General features: G+C 71.9%; 14 protein-coding genes. All 14 read left to right on the top strand.

The genetic code is table 11. The features are described from left to right. The first annotated feature begins 467 nt into the window (after window positions 1-467). The 14 genes from KPL60_RS24780 (at window position 468) to KPL60_RS24715 (ending at window position 15,886) form a co-directional block, all read left to right on the top strand. Window positions 468-1,094, top strand: a complete 627-nt coding sequence (locus KPL60_RS24780; protein ID WP_226367309.1) for a hypothetical protein — start codon at window positions 468-470, stop codon at window positions 1,092-1,094. A gap of 687 nt (window positions 1,095-1,781) precedes the next feature. Next, a complete protein-coding gene (locus KPL60_RS24775) occupies window positions 1,782-2,354 on the top strand; it encodes a hypothetical protein (protein WP_226367308.1) in 573 nt (190 codons plus the stop codon). Window positions 2,355-2,722: 368 nt separating this feature from the next. Further along, window positions 2,723-3,691: a MinD/ParA family protein gene (locus KPL60_RS24770; RefSeq protein WP_226367307.1), complete on the top strand. Its 969-nt coding sequence runs from the start codon at window positions 2,723-2,725 to the stop codon at window positions 3,689-3,691. Continuing rightward, window positions 3,688-4,950 carry a family 16 glycosylhydrolase gene (locus KPL60_RS24765; RefSeq protein WP_226367306.1) on the top strand — a complete coding sequence of 421 codons (1,263 nt, stop codon included), beginning with the start codon at window positions 3,688-3,690 and terminating at the stop codon, window positions 4,948-4,950. Before KPL60_RS24770 ends, KPL60_RS24765 begins: the two co-directional genes overlap by 4 nt. Beyond that, window positions 4,950-5,468: a thioesterase family protein gene (locus tag KPL60_RS24760; RefSeq protein ID WP_226367305.1), complete on the top strand. Its 519-nt coding sequence runs from the start codon at window positions 4,950-4,952 to the stop codon at window positions 5,466-5,468. Before KPL60_RS24765 ends, KPL60_RS24760 begins: the two co-directional genes overlap by 1 nt. A gap of 41 nt (window positions 5,469-5,509) precedes the next feature. After that, window positions 5,510-5,845, top strand: a complete 336-nt coding sequence (locus tag KPL60_RS24755; RefSeq protein ID WP_226367304.1) for a hypothetical protein — start codon at window positions 5,510-5,512, stop codon at window positions 5,843-5,845. A gap of 110 nt (window positions 5,846-5,955) precedes the next feature. Then, window positions 5,956-6,393 carry a hypothetical protein gene (locus KPL60_RS24750; protein WP_226367303.1) on the top strand — a complete coding sequence of 146 codons (438 nt, stop codon included), beginning with the start codon at window positions 5,956-5,958 and terminating at the stop codon, window positions 6,391-6,393. 83 nt (window positions 6,394-6,476) lie between these two features. Further along, a complete protein-coding gene (locus tag KPL60_RS34335; RefSeq protein ID WP_305080721.1) occupies window positions 6,477-8,861 on the top strand; it encodes a transglycosylase family protein in 2,385 nt (794 codons plus the stop codon). A gap of 309 nt (window positions 8,862-9,170) precedes the next feature. Next, on the top strand, window positions 9,171-9,953 hold the full coding sequence (locus KPL60_RS24740; protein WP_226367302.1) for a serine protease: 783 nt from the start codon (window positions 9,171-9,173) through the stop codon (window positions 9,951-9,953). Beyond that, entirely contained in the window at window positions 9,950-11,011 is a 1,062-nt protein-coding gene (locus tag KPL60_RS24735; protein WP_226367301.1) for a hypothetical protein, read from the top strand. The genes KPL60_RS24740 and KPL60_RS24735 overlap by 4 nt, the downstream gene beginning before the upstream one ends. 112 nt (window positions 11,012-11,123) lie before the next feature. After that, the gene (locus KPL60_RS24730) at window positions 11,124-11,465 is read left to right on the top strand and encodes a hypothetical protein (RefSeq protein WP_226367300.1); all 342 of its coding nucleotides are present in this window, start codon (window positions 11,124-11,126) and stop codon (window positions 11,463-11,465) included. Window positions 11,466-11,596: 131 nt separating this feature from the next. Then, window positions 11,597-12,349, top strand: a complete 753-nt coding sequence (locus tag KPL60_RS24725; protein WP_226367299.1) for a hypothetical protein — start codon at window positions 11,597-11,599, stop codon at window positions 12,347-12,349. An 11-nt stretch (window positions 12,350-12,360) separates the two neighbouring features. Continuing rightward, on the top strand, window positions 12,361-14,211 hold the full coding sequence (locus KPL60_RS24720; RefSeq protein ID WP_226367366.1) for a type IV secretion system protein: 1,851 nt from the start codon (window positions 12,361-12,363) through the stop codon (window positions 14,209-14,211). Window positions 14,212-14,353: 142 nt separating this feature from the next. Next, window positions 14,354-15,886, top strand: a complete 1,533-nt coding sequence (locus KPL60_RS24715; protein WP_226367365.1) for an SCO6880 family protein — start codon at window positions 14,354-14,356, stop codon at window positions 15,884-15,886. The last annotated feature ends 126 nt before the right edge of the window (window positions 15,887-16,012 follow it).

Genomic DNA, 16,012 nt, shown 5'->3' with positions numbered 1-16,012 from the left:
CACCACACTGTATCAGATGGCTTGACGTTCAAGTACTACTGAACGTAGCCGTCACGGCCACGCCGCTTCTCGCGATTCCCAGCTCGATCGCACGCCAAGGCAATGCTCGCGATACCTCTTACCTGCAGAGATGAGCCGATTGCAGGCCGCGATAAGGGGCGCCATAGTCGAGCAGATACGTAACGTGACAGCTACCCATGGTAGGGGTACCCCCATGCTGGGTACCCCTTTCATTACTCGTTGCACCAAATCTGTCGATCGGGCTTTCATACGTTCCTGCCAAAACTACGAGCGGAAGAGTCCGGAGTGACGACACAAATGCAAGTGCAGGTGCGCCCCGCGTTTGCGGGTGCGTCCTCCTTTCTCGTCGGTTCACCTCCGCAGCGGGTCCGTCAGAACCAGACTCGACGGGGGCTGACAGATGTGAGGGGCGCCATCAGCTGGGATGCGCGGAGGGTGAACGCCAAATGACCGCAGTGGAGCGGGAACCTTCTTCGGTTGCCCCCTCCGGACCGCTGCACATGTGTGAGGCAGAGATTCCGGTGGTCGATCGGCGAGCCCTGGGAGATGTGATGCGTCGCCAGGACGAGATAAGTTTCCACGCCGAGCATCTTTTGTCGTTCGCAGACAGTGGTCCACGCGGCGGACGCCGCCGCTCCGGGCTTCCGCCGCACAGCGATCGGCCTTCGAATGTCGGTACTCCTGGCACCGTCAAGGGCCAAGTATCTCACCCCAGCGCTGCTGACCGCAGGGAGCAACGCAAGCTGACGATGGACCTGCTTCTTGTACGGGAACAAGCGCGGCATCACGGGGAGTGGCAGGACACCCGCAGCGAACTCGAGTTCCTGGTGGAGGCCTCACCGGCAGCGCTAACCGCGCGCCTGGAACGTGACCTCTCTGCCCTGTCGGCGGCAGCCATCAGCGCGCTGGCCGCCATTCGAGCGGCCACCGGAAGCGGAAGCGACGCTGCGCCTGGGGCGGCTGACGGGACCGGACACTGGCTTCCCTCTGCCGCCGCGGCCCTGCGATCGGCCTTGTCCATCGATCTGGCCTTGGAAGCCCAGCAACAGTTCAACGCAGTCCAGGGCGACTGACTATGCCCCCTCCCTCCTCGTGCCCACCCCGGCGCGCTCACGATCGCCCCGGGCGACGACAGGGGCCAAGACATCCGGCCTCGCGACCGCCCACGGCAGCACCAGCAACTCGCGCAAGGTCGACGACCATCGACCGAGACGTAGATCCCACGGCCTCCTGAAGCCCAGGAGGCAAATGAGCCAACAGCCCAGTTTCTATTTTTTGTGAATGAAGTTCATGCAGCATCTATTGGAGGAGACGATGGATGTGCACCCCGTGCCGTCGCTGATGTCGTCTCACCTGGGGCGGTTCTGATGCCGCGCCGCTCGCGTCCCGTGCCGCTCGCCGACGGATCAATGTGGAGGGTCGCGCCAGGGCGGGGATCTGACGGAGCGTCCACCCCCGTTCCGGAGCGCGCCACCCCGAAAGTCGCTGCCCCTGAACCGCGGTGGTCTCCTGCCCGTTCGGAAGCCGCGCCCCGCATCCGCCCTCACCGGGCAGCACCACCAGCGGGTCAGCCGCGATCCCCCGTGGTTCCAGAGGTTCCCGGGACGGAGGGGAACGAGCAGGAGCCACAGAAACTCGTCACGGATCCAGGCGAGCCCACCTCGACGTCTGCTCTCAAGCAGGATGAAGAGCGGCCGGGCGGCGAGCCATCCCTGGTGGCCGGGGAGCCGCAGGGGCGGCCAGCATCGTCGCTTTCCCTCATGGACCTGCCCCAGTCGGCCCACAACGGTCGCGGCCTGCATACCGGGCGAGACGTCACCCGCTACTCGGCCGGCCGGGAGTCCTTCTCACGCTCCGTACGATCGCTGGAGCCCATCTCGGACCTGGAGGCGGCGAGCTTCGCCGGTCGGTTCGCCACCGACTTCCAGTCCTTCGATGAGGACACCCCCACCCGCCGGGCAGAGGTACTGAGGCCTCTGCTCGCTGTCCCCCAGGCCTGCACCTGGGGGTGGTCGGGTGCGGGCAGGCAGCGCGCCGACTCACCACTGCCGGGCCGGATCTACCGGCCGAGCGACACGGTGGTGTTCGTCGAGGTGATCGTCCGTGTCACCACCTACGCGCGCGCCTGCCCGCCCCCCGAGACCCCGCGCCACGCCGGGGCCGCCGAAGTGGAGCTGTCCGGGCTGCTCGGCCCGTCATGCGCCCCGCCCGAGGCGGACCCGGCGTGGGTGGCGGTCGAGGCGAACTGGGTCCGGATGACGGTCCCGATCACCCGCCACGACGACGGCCATCTGGTCGTCGACCCGCACCTGCGCCCCACCGATTCCTCCTGACCCCCACCAAGAGGTAGCTGCTGATGTCCTCCTCCAACGGCACCAACAACACCCCCTCCGCACCGTCCTGGCTGGACGCAGGCGCCGCGTGGGCCGCTCCGGCCACCGGGAACGACGGAGCCCAGGTCCCTGCTGCCCAACCACCGGCCACGCGTGCAACCGCACCCGCCGCCCCGCTGTCTCGACCTGCAGCCGCCCCGGAGGACTTCCCCGGTACCCCGCCGATTGCGCCCGCGGCCTCCACCGAACAGGCCCGGCCGTCGACTCCTCCCCCGTCGGCACCGTCCGCGGCCGCCCCCTTTCAACAGGGGCCGGTTGCCTCGGCGAAAGCGCAGGCGTTCCGCCCGGCGTGGGATGAGGAGACCGGGGTGCTGCCGGGAGCGGTCCGTGAGCGTCGTTCCCGCCCGAAGCAGGGATGGCGTCACCTCGCCTACCAGCTGACCGGCGGCCGGTGGAATCCCGGCCTGTCCGAGGCTGAGGCCCGGCTGCGTGATCAGCTGCAGAAGATCCGCACCCCGCTGCCCGGCCCACACTCGGTCGTGGTCGCCTCGATCAAAGGCGGTATCGGCAAGACCACCGTGTCCGCGCTCCTCGGCCTCGCCCTGGCCGAACACCGCGGCGACCGCGTCATCGCAGTGGACGCCAACCCCGACGCCGGCACCCTCGGCGACCGCCTCGTCGGCGAAACCCACGCTGCGAAGACCACCGTGCGCGATCTCCTCCACGGACTGGCCGGCATCCGGTCAGCGACCGACCTGGCCGGCTACACCCACCTCGCCGCACGCCTCCAAGTCCTCACCTCTGAACAGGAACCAGAACTGTCGGAGACCTTCTCCGCCACCGACTACACCACCGTGCTACAGATCCTGGCCCGATACGCCAACGCGATCGTCACTGACTCGGGCACCGGGATCATGCACTCAGCGATGCAGGCCAGCCTGCGCCACGCCGACTCCCTGGTCATCGTCGGCGCCCCCACCAACGACGGCGCCTCCCGCGCGGCGCGCACGTTCCGCTGGCTGGCCGCCAACGGATACCGCCACCTCACCGAGGACGCGGTGGTGGTGCTGTCCTACGACCGCCACAGCCCCGACATCGACGACCAAGTCATCCGCGACTTCTTCGCCGAACGCTGCCGCGCGGTGATCGTCCTTCCCCCGGACCCGCACCTACAGGCCGGCGGGATCATCGACTTCGACGCCCTCACCCCCGCCGCGCGCGACGCCGCGCTCGAGCTCGCCGCAACCGTCGCCGAGGGCTTCCAGGGCCGCCGCACCCACGGGCTGGCCAGCCACGGGTTCCGCACCCCGCCAAGCGACCCCGGCGGTCCCCGGTGATCAGTCCCCAGCTGGTCGTGGGCGCCGCGCTGGCGCTCACCACCACCCTGACCGCGTCCGGGCTCGTCCCGGCCGCCGCCCCCGAGGGCGGGGTCGAGTGCGGGTGGCGGATCACCGCGGTGCACGTGCTCGCCGAGCTCACCGGCGACACCTCCGCGCGGGCGGAGAAGCTGCGCCGGGCCCTGCTCGACGTCGGCGCGAACAAGCCCGGCTTCATCCCAGCCCAGTGCTACGAGCCCGGCACCGGCAACTCCAGCGGGTCCGGCTCCGGCGGGTCGGGTGGGTCCGGCAACGACTCCAGCGACACCGGCACGGCCCCGAGCACAGGCAACGGCTCGGGCAGCAACGACTCCAGCGGCAACGGCACCGGAGGCACCGGCGCCGACCCGGGGAACAGCTCCGGCGGGACGGGCTCCGGCGGCGGAGCTGCCAGCAAGTGCACGACCACCGCCGCGGACACGCTCGGCTGGGGCGAGCCGAAGGTGGCTGATGAGTTCGAGGGCACCTCGATCTCCGGGGACTGGAACGCCTACGACGGGCCCGGCCACGGCGGCAACGGCCGCCGGACCCCGGACGCAATCAGCGTCGCCGACGGGCAGCTCACCATCACCGGCTCGGAGAACGGCGACGCCGGCGGAATGGCCTGGTCGCCACACAGCCAGCAGTACGGGCGCTGGGAGGGCTGTGCCCAGTCCCCGCCCGGGGCCGGGTCGCTGCACACCCTGTTCCTGCTCTGGCCGACCGCGGAGAACTGGCCCGAGGGCGGCGAGGTCGACTTCATGGAGATCTCCGACGGGACCCGGCAGAAGGTCGAGGGCTTCCTGCACTACGGCTCGGACAACTCCCAGACCCAGGGCTCGGTCGAGATCGACGCCACCGAGTGGCACGCCTTCGCCGTCGAGTGGACCCCCGACAAGATCACCTACCTCGTCGACGGCAAGCCGTGGTTCACCGACGACGACAAGTCCCACAACCCGCCCGGGCCGATGCACCTGACCATCCAGCTCGACTACTTCGGCGGCGACGCCTCAGGCGGCGCGGCGATGCACGTCGACTGGGTCCGCCAGTACGAGCTCACCGGCGGCGACGCCTCGGTCGGGGTCGACGTCTCGGCCGGGCAGGACGGCGTCGACGCCGGCGCCGACGTCTCCCTCGGCGGCTCCACCGGGGCGGACTCGGTTCCGGACTCGAACGGTGACACCTCGCGCGACGACAGTTCCGACGGATCGCGTGACAGCGGTTCTGGGGGTGGTCGGTGATGGCCACGACCCTGGGACACCAGCGCCCCGCCACCGCCGACCGGGCAGCCGACGTGCGCCAAGCGGTGGGGCACGTGGAGTACCTCGACTACACCGTCCCTCCGAACCAACTGGTCCCCGACCTGCACCCCGACCTCGAAGCCTTCGCTCTGGGCGAGCCGGTGTTCGCCACCGGATACCTCGTCGGGCTCCTGGAAGCGCCCTGCATGACCTACCTACGCCGACACCACCTCCAACCAGGACAGACCCTGGTCGGCACCGCGATCGACATCACCCACCGCGCCCCCGCCCACCCCGGAGACCGGCTGATCGCCGCCGCCCGCTGCACCACCGCAACCCACACCGGCACCGATCACCGTGACCGGGGCCGGAGTGGGGGCCGGCGTGGGGGTGGGACGCGGTTCGAGTTCGCCGTCACCGCCCGCAACCACCACAACGGCGTCGTGATCGCCCGCGGCCACATCACCCAGCACCTCGTCGATGTCGACACCTTCCGCACCCGGCTCCCCCGCCCCTGACACAACCCCCCGACACAGCCCCTGATTGAGAGAGCTCGCCCATGAGCCGTGCCTGGCCCCCCGACGCCACCGACTCCGACATCGTCCACGTCCTCGACCACCCCGACGACCACACCGATAGCGGTGGTGGTGGGACGACGACTGATCTGATCCAGCACCTCACAGACAACGGTTTCTTCGCCCGCCGCGCACGACGAGCACGCCGCGCCGCCCGCGCCGAGCACGCCGCCCAGGCCGCTCGCGACGCGGCCCAGACCCACGCCGCCGCGCGATCCACCACCAAGACCGCGACCGACACCGACACCGGGAGCGGGAGCGGGAGCGGGACCGGTGTCGGGTCGAGGACGGCACCGGCGCCGTCGGGAGACGTCGCATGAACCCCACCGCCCACACCGGTCGGGTGGATCGGCCGTGTCCGCCGCCGCTGGTCTGGGATCCCGCCGCTGGGACCTACCGGTGCCCGCTGTGCACACACACCGCCACCCACATGCGACTGGCCGACCAGGCCGTGTTGTTCTGCCCCGACTGCCAGGCCTTCTGGTTCGAGGCCGCAGTGATCCGCGGCCGCGACGGCACATGGGACGACAACGGAACCCAGTGCCCCGCCACCCACACCCTGAACGTCACCGTCGGCGACACACCACTCATCCTGCGTTGCGTCCTGGGCGACACCCACACCGACCTCACCACCCACAACAGCACCGACAGCACCGACAGCACCGGTGGTGCCGGTGGTGCCGGTGGTGCCGGTGGTGCCGGTGGTGCCGGTGGTGCCGGTGGTGCCGGTGGTGCCGGGAATGTCGTCCACATCAGCCGAGACGGGCTGCAGTGGAACGAGGCCCACACCCAGGACCACGCCGCGGACGTGTGGGGGCCGGTCCTGACCGCGGACACCGCACTGCTCGGGCGAACGGCGAGCAGGTGAGCCGGTACTGACCTATCCGCACCCAGCCTGCCCTGACCTGGATGTGAGCCCGCCCCCGGATCACCCGACAGAGGACCTCCGACATGCCCCGACGCCACAAGCCCCGCCCCTCCTGGGCCGCCCACGTCCCCACCTCGTCCCACGGACCGGCCACGCGCCGCACCGCGGTCGCAATGCTGACCGCCGGCGCCCTGATCGGAGGGACCGCGTTCTCCCTGAGCCCGCTCCCGGCCGACCTCGGCCTGACCGCGCTGAGCTGCAACCAGGGCAAAGCCGCCCGGGCCCTCGCCACTGCACGTGAGACCCGCACCCAGACCCGCGCGCTGCTCGCCGACCTCACCCTCAGCGACGACACCCGCGCTCACGACCTCGCCGGTGAGATCGCCGGACTCGGGTTCACCCCCGCGACCCAACCCCCGGGCTGGCGGCAGAAGGCCGTCGACGTCTCCGACCAACTCAACAACTTGGGCGACGCGACCACCGATCCGCAGATCGCGCGGGTCGCCGCCCGCCTGGCCAAGGCCGGACTCGGCCCGACCCCGGCCGACCTGCTCCCCACCGAGCCCCAGCCCCCACAGCCCGGACCGGTCGGTGAGCTCGACCAGAGTCTCGGCGGGGCCGCCGACGGAGCCGTCAACGCCATCAGTGGCGCTGAGGACGCGCTCAACACGGTCACCGCGCCCAAGCCCGCCGCAGACAACTCGACGAACAGCAGCGCAGGCCCGGCAGCGCCGAACCCGCGCCGCCAAGCCGAACCAGCGCTGCCCGAGACCTGTATCGCACCGACCGGGGCCACCACAGCCGCACCCGCAGCACCAGCGCCCCGGACGACACCTGCAGCACCTGCAGCACCGACGTCGTCCCCCGCCGAACCGACACCGACCCCCGAACCCAGCAACACACCCGACGCCGACGCCGACGCCGCTGCCGACGCCGCGGCCCAGCCCGACACCAGCAGCTCCACCAGCTCGCAGGAGCCCCCGGCCGGCGACTCCGACGACAGCGGCGTCCCGACCAGCAGCACCTCCGAGACCTCGACCGAACCGAACACGGACTCCCCCGACAGCACCTCCGGAATCGACTCGGACTCGGGTAGCTCGAACAGCTCGACGTCGAGCAACAGCAGCGGCAGCGGCGAATCCGCTGAGGATCTGGAGAAGGCCCGCATCGCGATCGGGTTGGTCGGGGAGCTGATGCAGGCCCTGGGCGCCAGTCCCGACGCCGGCGCGGACGATCTGCGGACCTCGATCCTGGGTGCGCTCGACCGCGACAAGCTCGAGAAGCTCGGCGCAGACCCCGCGGACCTGGACAAGCTCGACCAGCTGGGCGACCTCACCCACCCGGGCGGGGGCTCCCCCGACTCATCCGGCTCGTCTGGACCGGACTCGTCGGAGTCGGACTCGACGTCTCCGACGTCGTCGGAGACCACCAGCAGCGGCTCGTCCGGCAGCGACTCGTCCAACAGCGACTCGTCCAGCAGCTCTGACTCCTCCAGCTCGTCCACCGGCTCGGGCTCGTCGGACGGCTCTGTGGGTAGCGGGACCGGATCGGGATCGACGCAGGAACCCTCGACCGAGTCCGCAGACACCGCAAGCGCCGGCAGTGCTGGCGATGCCTGGGAGGCGGGCGCGCAGAAGCTGGCCGAGCAGGTCCACCAGGCAGCTGATGCCGACCCGCTGGCCGAGCAGCTGGCCGACAAGCTCGACGCCGCAGGGATCGGCTCGCAGAACGGGACCGCCAGCTCCAGCTCGACCAGCTCCAGCCCGGACAGCTCCAGCCCCGACAGCGGGCCCGCCCAGCCCGATGAAACGGGCGCGGGGCAGGACAGCTCGGGTAGCGCGCAGCAGCAGCCCTCCAGCAGCGGAGGGGACAGCACCGACAGCGGCACTGACGGCGGCACCGGGACCGGCTCCGGCGGGGCGCAGGAGTCCTCGGGCGCGGCGCAGCAGCCCCAGGCCGGCGAGACCATCCAGCGTCCCGGCGCCACCGGCAGCAACAACACCGCCACCGGAAACACCGGCACCGGCACCGGTGTTGGTCAGCCGCAGGGCGGCCAGAGACAGGACGACACGACACCGTCCGGTGACGGTGATGGCACTGCGGGCGGTGTCCCCTCGGGTGGGCAGGGCCAGACCGGCTCTGCCAGCTCCACGGGAGGGGAGGCGCCGCGCGACCCGGAAAAGGCCCAGGAAGCAGCCACCCAGGGCGACGCCGCGAGTGACGGTGCGCGTGCGGCCATGTGGGATCGGCTCGCCCGGTGCGAGTCCGGCGGGAACTGGGAGACCAACACCGGCAACGGCTACGAGGGCGGCCTGCAGTTCAGCCCGGCCACATGGAACGCCTACGGCGGCACCGGATCGGCGCACGAGGCCAGCCGCGAACAGCAGATCGCCGTCGCGGAGAAGGTCCAGGCCGAGCAGGGCTGGAAGGCCTGGCCCGCGTGTTCCCGGCGACTCGGGCTGTCCTGAACGATGACCACCAGCACGCCGCGCACAACGCCGACCACCGCAGCGACCACCACCGCAGCGACCACCCCCGGAGCGCTCGCTACCGCAGTGCTCGCCACCTGGGTGGTCGTTGCGGTAGCCGCTACGCTGATCGTCACAGCTGCCGTGGTGGCGCTGTGGACCTCCGACGCTCCGCAGGGCGATCGGATGGTGGGACTCGGGTCGGCCGCTTCGTGGGGAATGCCGGCCGACCCGAGGACCCCCACCACCCCCACCGAGCGTGCCGGGTTTGCTGCGCCCGGGCCGGTGCAGGGCCAGGCCGGACCTGTCGTGGGCGGCCTGGCGGCGACCTCGGTCGGGGTGCTGGTCGTCGACGGCGGCCGCCACCAGTGCTCGGCCACCGTGGTCGCCTCGCACTCACGCAGGGTGCTGGCCACCGCGGCGCACTGCGTGTGGCTCGACGGGGCCTGGCGAGTCGACGGCGCGTTGTTCATCCCCGGCTACGCCGCCGGCGAGGAGCCCCTGGGCCGGTGGGCGGTCGACACCGCGTATGTCCCCCCGGCCTGGCAGGAGGCCAACTCCCCCATCGAAGATGTTGCCGCCCCCACCGACTACGCGTTCGTGACCCTGCTCCCCCGCGACGGCGTCGCGCCCGAACAGGTCCTCGGCGCCCAAGGCATCCGCTTCACCACCCCTGACACCCACCCCGACACGCGACTGCCGGTCGCCGCGCTCGGCTACCCCGCGACCGGCATCTACGACGGCCAGTCGCTGCGCGGCTGCGACGGCCAGGCGACCGTGCAACCCTTCGACCGGCCCGACCGCCCGTCCGGACAGGTCCTGGCCCTGAGCTGCGACATGACCGAGGGCGCCTCCGGCGGGCCCTGGCTTGCCGGCCCCGACGCCGCCGCGGGCCGCGGCCAGGTCATCGGCGTCGTCTCCGGCGGCGACGACACCACCCTCGTCTCCCCGCGCTTCGACGACACCGCCCGAACCGTGTACGAGGCCGCCGACTCTGCCGCGCTCGGACCCAAGCAGCCCACGAGCAGGCCGAGTCCGTCCACGCCCGATCCCGTCGTCGCTCAGACCGCACCTCGAGGAGGCACTCGATGACCTCACCCAGGAACGCGGCCGACCCGCGCCATCACTGGACCACCCCCACGCAGCCACGTAGCCCGTATGAGCTCAACCAGATCCTCGGTTCGGCGGCGCGCTCGCGCGCACCCGGAGGGCTGGAGATCGTCGACAACGAGGACCTGGTCAACGCCGCCTCCGCGGCCGCAGCCGCCGCCGGCGCCACAGCGGACGAGGACTACCGCCCCGACCCGATCGACGTCGCCGCCGACCTCGGCGCCGCCACCGACACCGCCCAGACCCGCACCCGCACAGTGTTCCCGCAGTCCCGGCCGGTGTCCTGGGCCGCATTCGGCCCGCTGATCCCGGTCCTCGCCGGCTCCGCCGGAGCCGGAGCGTCCTGTGTCGCCGCCGCGATCGTCGACGCGCTGCAGCAGGACCAGCGCTGCGCGCTGCTCATCGACGCCGACGACCCCGCCCGCTCCGGGCTCACCACCGCCGCGGCCACCACCGGACCCTGGACCCGGCAGGTCAACCAGCACCTCACCGTCCGCTACAGCTGGCGCGACGACGCCCTGCTCGCCCGCCTCGAAACCGCCCTGCCGACGATCACACCCGGGATGGTGCCCCCACCCCCGGACTGGCTCCCCGACCCCGCACCCGACCCCCTGCACGCCACCGTCGTCGACCTCGGCCACGGCGGCTGGCGCGCCGCCGCCACCCCCCTCTACGGCGCCGGGGGCTGGCTACGCCGCGGACTACCCACCCAGCGCCCGATCCTGGTCGTACGCGCCACCCGGCCCTCGCTGCGCCAGGCCGAACAGCTCCTGGCCCGCCTCGACCCGTGGATCCGGCGCGGGCTGGCCACCCCGATCTACCAACTCATCGTCAACGGCACCCGCAAATGGCCACCCGGGGTCACCGGCGCCGCCGGACCCCGGATCGCCACGCTGCTCGACGAAGCCCTGTTCGTCCCACACGTCCCCACGTGGGAGGTCGGCGGGGTCACCGACGAACCCAGCCCCACTCGCGCCGTCGACGCGCTACGCCCGCTCCTCGCCTCCTGGCGACTCATCCCCTCCCCGAGACGCCGCTGACCGGCCCGCCCCCTGTCTGACCCTGCTGAGTCCGGCGGTCCCACCCCGACACCAGCCCACGACGTTCGCCCCACGCCACACCGCCCATCCCACCTCCTGCGGAGTCCACGCCATGTCTGCCATCCACGTGATCAGCGAGTCGCTGACCCAGATCCACTCCTCGGGACTGCTGTCGGATGCACTGCCGGCGCAGGACATCCCCAACCCCGGCCCGAAGGTCCCACCCGGCGCCCAAGCCATCCAGGACGTCGTCGGCTACGTCATCTGGATCGCCGGGATCTGCATCCTCGGCCTGTTCTTCGGCGGGATCGTCGCCTCCACCGCCGGACGGATGTGGGACCACCACGGCTCCGGACGCACCGGCGCCCGCATGATCGTGTCCAGCCTCGCCCTCGCCGTCCTGTTCGGCCTCGGCTACACCCTGGTCACCCAGTTCGCCGCCGGAGCCAACTGATGGCCCGCCTGCTGGATCCCCACAACCCCGACCCCCACGGGTCGCGTATCGACCTGCGCCCGGGCCGACCGCGACACCCACGCTCGGCAGGCGGGAGACGGCGCGCGCTACTCATCCTGGGCTCGGCCGCCGTGCTCGTGTTCGTGCTCGTCGTCGCGCTGATCGTGTCGCTGACCAGCATGTTCGACAACCCCGCGGGCTCCGCCGCAGGGGCGCCGCCGCAGCCCGCGCCGATCGGGACCGGCGACAGCGCCTCCGGACCTGCGGCCGAGGCCGAACTCGCCGCCCGCCCCATGCTGCAGATCCCCCTGGCTGCGATCCAGCCCCACGCGTTGTCCACCCGCACCGCGGGACCACCGATCGTGCTCCCCGCACCGCAGCAGTTCGTCGCGACCCTGGTTCCGACCGGGTTCCCCGACACCGCTGAGGGTGCGGTCGCGCAGCTGGTGGAGTTGATGAGGGTCGGGTTGTCCGGTGGGGACCCGCAGGTCTGGGCCCAGACGTACAACTCCGTCGCCGAACCCGGCGCTCAGCCTGCGAGCCGGACCACGACCAGCAACGACCTCGCCGACCTCCGTCGCGGTGCGCATCTGCGACCCACCGGGCCGTCGTCGAGCGGGCTGCGGATGTCGTGGACCCCGACCAGTGCGATGGTCAAGGGCAGCACCGCCGACGGCACCTATGTCGTGGCCTGTGCCCTGGGTGAGTTCGTCGCCGACAACAACGGCCGGGTCGTCTCCTTCGGCTGGGGCGACTGCCTACCGATGCGACGCGTCAACGACCAGTGGAAGATCGCCTCGGGTCCGACCGCGGCCACCGCACCAAGCGCCTGGCCCGGAAGCGACGAGGCCATCGCCGCAGGCTGGCGGGACATCCAGCGATGACTTCCATAGCGATGACCTCCATACTGCTCATCCGGTATCCCACCCCGGTGCCACCCCCGCTGCCCGAACCCTCCCCCGGCGGTGGGTCGTCCGGGAAAGGCGACTCCGGCTCAGGGTTCCTGGGCTCGATCGTTCAGTCCGGATTCGACGCCGCCATGCAGAAGGTGTGGGACGCCGGGGTGTGGGTCCTACGCGCCGGGTTCGAACTCGCCGACCAGGTGTCCTGGGTCGACCCCAGCACCATCACCGGCCAGGCCGGGCAACGCCCGACCCCACCCAACCCCGCCACCGCTGGAGACGCCCCCGGCGCTGCCACCGGTGCTGGCGCCGGTGCTGCGGATGCCGCCGCGGCGGCCGGTGAGCAGAGTCTGTCGTTGTGGTCGTCGCTGGTCGCGCTGGCCACCCTGATCGCGCTGGGCCTGTTCTTCTACCAGCTGATCTCGGTCGCGCTACGCGGCGGGCGCGGCATGTTCCGGGCGTTCACCGGCCCGCTGCAGTTCGGGATGGCGATCGCGCTGACCTCCGGCATGGTCGCGGTTCTGCTGGGCGCCGCGGACGGGATGGCCACGTTCTTCCTGTCCCAGCTCGGCGGTGACCCGACGTTCGGTGCGGTACTGGCCCACGACACCGTCGCCGCCCGGGTCGGGGACAACCCCGACCTCGCCAACACAGAAGACAACGTCCGCTCGATGATCCTCGGGCTGGCCGCGTTGTTCGGGGTCATCCCGGCCGGGATCGGCTTCGCTCTACAGATGATCTTCCGCCAGGCCGCGATCCTCGTCCTGGTCGCCACGATCCCGCTCTTGGCCGCGATGCTGGTCACCGACTCCACCGCGCCCTCGTTCTGGCGCGGGGTGCGCTGGCTACTCGCCGCGATCCTGATGAAACCCGCCCTCGCGCTGGTCCTGCTCATCGGGGTCTCGGTCATGAGCAGGGCGACCGGGGTCGCCGGGCTGCTGGCCGGGACCGCGGTGCTGCTGGTGTCACTGTTCTGCCCGATGGTGCTCTACCGGCTCCTCGCCTTCGTCGACCCCGGCACCGGCGCGGGAATGGCGCTACGGGCAGGCGGCGGGGATTCCCGGGGCTCGTCGGCGCCGGGCGCCGATGGGGGCACCAGTGAGTCGATCAACGTCGCCCGCATGGCGCGCTCGGGCAGCGGCGGTGGTGGGGGCGGGCCGTCGGCCGGGGGCGGTGGCGAGCTGGGCGGCTCCACTGCCGCCTCCCCCACCGGTGGGTCCACCGCGGCCGCCGGACGCGCCGGCGGTGCCGGAGCTGCGGGCGGTGGTTCGGCCGCGGGTGGCGCGGCGGCCGGGCTGGGCGCGGCCGGTGGAGTTGCGGCCGCGGCGGTCGTCGGCGGCTATATGGCCACCAAAGCCGCCGCGGGTGCCGCCGGGGGCTACGGGTCGGCGCAGATGGCCCAGACCGGTGTCGGGCACCCCGGCGCCGCACCCGCCGGCGGGGGCGGTGCAGACGTCGGCGCGGCCACGCGCGGCGCCCATGCAGGGACGACCGCGACCTCGGGCTGGTCCGGCACCCCACCTGATGACCCCCACCCCGGCGACGGCCCGGACAACGGCGGCCCGGACAACGGCCCCCTCGACCCCACCCCCGGACCGGGACCCGACCCCGGTCCCGGTCCCGGTCCTGGTCCGGTCGCTGCGCAGCCCCCTGACACCGGCCACCCCGCCCCTGGCCCGGACACCGGCCCACCGACGCAGCCGGGTCCGGCGCCGCGCACTCCTGAGGCCCTCCCGGTGGACACCAGCACGAACACCGGCACGAACACCGGCACGGACGGGCCCACCACCACACCGAACAGGCCGGCTGCTGCCCACCGCTCCGAGCCCGAGGACCATCGATGAACAACCCCATCATCGCCGATGTTTCTACCGTCGTCGGTGCCCCTACCGTCGTCGGTGCACTGACGACTACGACTACCTCCGGCCTCGCCGCCGGCGCGCCCCTGGTGAGGCCGGGTACGGCCACGGCCAGCAGGGGAAGTCGATGAGCGCCACCACCGAACCCCGCAGCCCGCGCGTCTACCGCGGCCTCAACCACAAGGAAGGCATCGGCTGGATCGCCGGGATGACCCCGGTCCAGGCGTTCCTTCTGATCGGGGTCTGTGCTCCCGCGCTGATCGCGATGTCACGCAACCAGTGGTCGGCCGCGCTGTCCTGGGCGGTGTTCGCCGCGATCGTCGCCGTGCTGATCCTCATCCCGATCCACGGCCGCCCCGCGTTCCGCTGGCTGGCCGACCTGATCATGTTCCAGACAGGAGTCCTCATGCGCTGGTCACCCTGGCAGTCCCGCGCCGCCGCCGGCCTCGCCGGTGACCGCACCGAGCCCGACCTGCCCGGGGTGCTGGCCCGCCTGGAATTCCCCGACGGCCCAGAGTTCCACGGCTCGCGGATCTGCCTGATCCACGACACCACCGAAGGACGCTGGGGCGCCACCGCCAAACTCACCCACTCCGGGGTCGGGATGCTGTCCGACGACGACTGCGAACGTCTCGCCGCCCGCCTCGGATCGATGCTGGTCGGCCTCGGTCACCGCGAGGTCGTCGACCGCGTCTCCCTGCTCGTACGCACCGTGCCTGATGACGGCACCGAGTACGCCGTGTGGCGCGACCGCCACCAACGCTCCGACGCCCCCGCCCTCGCCCGGCAGGTGACCGCGGAGATCGACCGCGACGTCGCGTCGGTCTCCGTGCGCACCGAGCTGTTCGTGACCGTCTCCGGCACCGAGGAGGCGCTGCGCCGCCCGGCCAAGGCCGCCGGCGGCGGGATCGCCGGCCGGGCCTATGCGCTGTACCGGCTCCTGGAGGGCGTCGCCGACGGGCTGCGCGGGCTGGGGGTGCAGTCGGTGACCTGGCTGTCCTCCACCGGGGTCGCCGAGGCGATCAAGACCGGGTTCAACCCCGCCGCTGCAGCGGGGCTGTCGTTCCGGCACCTGACCAGCCCGGACCCCGACGGCACCGCCGGACTCCCGATCTCCCAGGCCGGACCCGCCCTCGCCCCCACCCCCGCGGCCAGGGCGTATCACCACGACGGCTACTCCTCGGTCGCCTACGCCGTGCAGCCACCCGAGTCCGGGACGATCTTCGGCTCTCTGGGCCCGCTGCTGGCAGTGCGGACCGCTGGGGAGCGGCGCACCCTGCAGATCCACTACGAGATCCTCTCCGCCGCCGCCGGCGCCCGGGTGGTCAAGTCGGATCGGTTCCGCAACAACGTGCTCGTCGACGCCAAGGCCCAGCGCGGGTTCAACACCACCGCAATCGACTCGCGGCGCCAGCGCGGAGCCCGCGACCAGGAAGCCGCCGTCGCCGCCGGCCACGCCGTCGTGCGGTTCACCGTCGCCTCGGCCATCACCGTCCCAGCGGACTGGAACGTCGAGGACCACGCCGCACGCCTGGAGAACGACGCCTCCGGGCGGTTCCACCTGCTGCGCCTCGAACTCGCCCAGGACTCGGCATTCGTCGCCGCCGCCCTGCCGGTCGGGATCGGGCTGCCCCGGGAGAAGAGGGCCTTCGACTCATGAGCCGACTGTTCAACCCCTTCGACGGCGGCCGCCGTACACGGCGGGTCGAGCCGCGCAGCACCAACGAGCTGCTCAGCCAGTTCACCGACCTCCAAGGAATCCCACTCACCACCCCGCCGACCCCCG

Source organism: Pseudonocardia sp. ICBG162 (assembly GCF_020496225.1).
Taxonomy (GTDB): domain Bacteria; phylum Actinomycetota; class Actinomycetes; order Mycobacteriales; family Pseudonocardiaceae; genus Pseudonocardia; species Pseudonocardia alni.
Note: the sequence above shows the minus strand (reverse complement) of the source record. Positions and strands in the feature narration are given on the sequence as shown.